We start from the raw sequence: 3,693 nt of genomic DNA, 5'->3' as shown, positions 1-3,693 counted from the left end.
CCACAACCGTGGATGAGCTTTGGGATCTTCGCCATGTCACGCACGACCGAACAGTCGCTTGAGTTCCGATCGCATGGACAAGGCAGGTTACCGTGAAGAAGACGATTTGTGGAGTGGACGTTTCGAAAGCCAAGCTCGATGTCTGCATCGAGCCCGGGCATCGGTCTGCGAGCTTCAATAACGACACCGCAGGCATTACCGAACTGGCGGCGTTTTGCCGTGAACATGCGGTAGAGCTCGTGGTGATGGAGGCCAGCGGCGGTTACGAGCGACGGGCGTTGCTCGAGCTGTGGGCGTTAGGTATCAGCTGTGCGCTGACCAACCCTCGCAGCGTCCGCCGCCATGCCGAGGCGATGGGCATTCTGGAGAAGACCGACCGGATCGATGCCTCCGTCATTGCCCGGTTCGCCGACGCCAAGAATCTGGCTCCGACCCCGCTGCCGAGCCAGGCCCAGCAACGCCTGAAGGCCCCTGGTCGCAAGGCTCAGGCAGGTCACCGACGACCTGACGGTCCAGAAGCAGCGCCGCGCCAGCATGTTCGACGATGCCGAGATGCAGGCAAGTGTTGACGAGGTGATCGCCCTGCTGAAGCGCCAGTCCCGTTCGCTCGAAGGCGAGATCGCCTCGATGATCGACGACGATCCGCTGTGGGCAAAGCTCGCCGAGACGTGGCGCGAGGTGAAGGGCGTTGCCGGACGAACCGTTGCACGCCTGCATGCCGAACTGCCGGAGATCGGCACCCTGTCCAACAAAGCCATTGCCAAGCTGGCCGGCCTCGCCCCGATCGCCAATGACAGTGGTAAGCGAAAGGGTAAACGACCTATCCGCGGTGGCCGCGCCGGCGTCCGCTCGATCCTCTTCCTCGTCGCGGCCACCGTCGCCCGTTATGACAAAAGCCTCGCCGACTTCCGCGCCAGGCTGGTCGCTGCCGGAAAGGAAAAAATGGTCATTCGCATTGCGCTCGCCCGCAAGCTCCTGGTCCGTCTCAACGCCAAAGCACGCGATGCGCGCGCCGCTTACGCCAATGCAACTTGACAACCCAGATAGTCGCTCGTCAAGCAAAGCGACTACCCGTCGCGCATACGGTCGCCGCGGCCCAAGTCAATGTCGGCGGTGTCGATGTGCTTTCGCCACGGATGTGCGTACTTGTCCGCGTAAATGAAAAACAGGCGCTTGACTTTGATGCTGCGGCATTGCTCGAGCAGCTGGTTCAGCGCTTTCGGTCGCAGGCTCACCAGACTCTCGAACTGCTTGTCTACCGTTTGGAAGCTTTCATGCGCGGGGAGTTCATCAAGCGTTTCGAGAATCGCCCTCTCAGGCGAAGACATCCTGATCGGCCATCTCCAGGGGCTGAGCGCCAGCTCGCTGTCATCGTTGTCCGATCGGCTGAATGCGGCATCCTCGACGCCGACCGGTTGAGGTCCAAACAGCGTGTCGGATCGGTGAACGAAGCGCGCATCGACACGCAGCTTCAGCAGCCACGCTGGAACGTCGGCGCCATAAAGATAGATGACCGGATCGCTGCCCAACTGCAGATAGTGCGCATGGCCCTGCAAAACCGGCTCAGGAGCTGAGGTCGGCCTGTGTCGATAGAACCGGCTGAAGCGGCTCTCGCCGACACCGGCCAGACCTTGTGTGCGAGGCTGAATCCGACAATCGAAAGGCAAAGCTGGCGAAAGTGCTGACCAGTCGGCCAAAAGGCTGCGCCGTCCTTTCGAAGCTGGCAAGATTGAACCGGGCCATTCGAGCCTATCGGATGAATCTCGAAGGAATTCTTTCGAAGCCCAGGCTGCGGCGGCCGCGCACTTGTGACTGGAAGAAGAATCGCAACCATCCATCTATGCGGAGGGTCAAAGACGCCCTGTCTTGGCACGGTCTGTTCAGCCACCGGCGCAGCCCGCGATGAGCGCACCCACCGAATAGGCAAGCAGAAGCAGGCTGACAACCATCAGCGACCTCATCGCGGCCGGAACAGCGCTTCGGCGTGGAAAGGATATCGCTGGCGTGGAAAGGATATCGCTCGTGCGAACAGTGCCGGCTGCTTGCCGAGCATGTCCGGTCTGATGCGGAGAGCGATCCAGAAACGAAGTAAACCCGGCCATCCCTTTCGGCACAGCAGCGCAAGTCGTGTTTGGGTCTCAATTTCGGGAAACCGCGGATATGTCCGCGACAGCCATGGTTACCGTCACGATAGGGAGGGCAACGACGGCTGGCCCGTACCCTCTCTCTCAGGCCGAGCCTCCTATTGTTGGACGAGCCTATAGCGCGACATGTATGGAACGGCCCGCGGGCGCAAGAGCTTTCTCAGTCGACTTCACACATGGGAGCGGTTCGGTCATGTATACGGCCTGTAAAGCTTTCAATTACCCACAAATTCTCCTCCGACCATGGCGCCCAGCGCGATGTCGGTGAGGCGTGACAGCCCGCGCCACATGACGGTATTGCCGGGCGGCGGATCGCTGGCGCGGGCGAGATAACCGCCGAGCCGGGCGATCTTGATCAGATAGTGCGAGAGCGTTTTCTGTCTTGCTTTTGGTTTGTCGTTGACGAGGCGATCGAGCACACCGATTTCAGTCGCAGTCAATGCGAGGCTTGGCGGTGCGTCTGGGGCGGAACGGTTGAGCATCGTCATCCAGAAGACCCGCCAACTCAGGATGCAAAAGAGCGAGATCAGGTTGGTCAGACGCTGGGCGGTCCTGAGCTTCGACTCCTCAGCTTTGCAGCCCGATTTGAGGATCTTGTGGAACACCTCGATCTTCCATCTCAAAGCATACCATTCGAGCTTCTCAATGGCGTCGGCGCGGGAACCAACAGGCAGATCGGTGATCAGCTTCCACTCGATTTTCTTTCTGTTTTTCGGCGTCCCGCGCTCTTCGGCATGGATCACCGTCAGGGTCAGAGCGGGATAGCGCTTCTGCTTTCCGATCGGCGGCAGGACGCGAATCTTGCGATACCTGATCTCAAGAACGGCCTGGTCGGGATCGCCGTTGCTGTCTCTGACGTCGATGCGATGGAGCCCTTTGACGGCGACCTCGTCCATTTCGTCGGCGATCGTGTGATCTCCGTCTCCAGCCAAGCGGTCGACGCAGGTCCTGATCAGGAAATGAGTTCCGGTCTCCTGTGCTGCGCAAAACAGCTCGTAGATGTCACTCTCGCGATCACCAATATGGATGCATCGTCCCGGATGATCCAACAGTTGCGTAGACTGCTTGAGATTTTCTAACCACCGCACGCTTTCCTTTTTCTCGATGGGAATCCGGGTCGGATTGATCTTCTTTTTAAGCGCTGCCGTCCCCTTGAATTTCTTCCGGGTCCAGAACTTAACGGCCGCCAACCCCAGCGGCACCCCCTCGATTGTAACCGCGAGGCTCGAATGCATCAGGATGCCGCAAACCGTGTGCGATCTGAGGCGACCCGCCTTATCCCGTCCACTGTTGATGCTCTTGGTGATGCCGATCGCTTCTGACTTCTCGCGTTGATAGCTGAACTCGGTTGTATCGTGCAGCACAAGAACGAGACCTTCAGTGGCGGCGGCACGATCACGTGTCGATTGGAAATGGCCGGCCAGAATGTCCGCTTCGCTGACCCGGTCATTGGAGAAGAAGCGGTAGGCTGCCTTGGTATTCGCCCAATCCTGGCAGACGAGCGGAATGCTTTGTCCCATGGCGCTTCCAATCTGCGTGAGCAGTTTGC

2 protein-coding genes and 1 pseudogene are annotated in these 3,693 nt (G+C 59.5%); 1 reads left to right on the top strand and 2 read right to left on the bottom strand.

Features of this window, described 5'->3' with window-relative positions; translation table 11 throughout:
* Positions 1-92: 92 nt before the first annotated feature.
* A pseudogene (locus ACZIRK_RS44775) lies at positions 93-1,035 on the top strand (IS110 family RNA-guided transposase).
* Positions 1,036-1,067: 32 nt separating this feature from the next.
* Here ACZIRK_RS44775 and ACZIRK_RS44770 read toward each other — a convergent pair.
* Together ACZIRK_RS44770 and ACZIRK_RS44765 are read right to left on the bottom strand one after the other, a co-directional pair.
* Complete coding sequence (locus ACZIRK_RS44770) at positions 1,068-1,697, bottom strand: type IV toxin-antitoxin system AbiEi family antitoxin domain-containing protein (protein WP_245475191.1); 630 nt, start codon at positions 1,695-1,697, stop codon at positions 1,068-1,070.
* Between the two features lie 662 nt (positions 1,698-2,359).
* Positions 2,360-3,693, bottom strand: a 1,334-nt coding sequence (locus tag ACZIRK_RS44765; protein ID WP_474419797.1) for an IS4 family transposase, incomplete at its 5' end; no start/stop codon positions are given.

This window comes from Bradyrhizobium sp. Leo114, assembly GCF_055229415.2.
The sequence above is the reverse complement of the archived record's forward strand: the minus strand, read 5'-3'. Positions and strand labels throughout refer to the sequence as shown.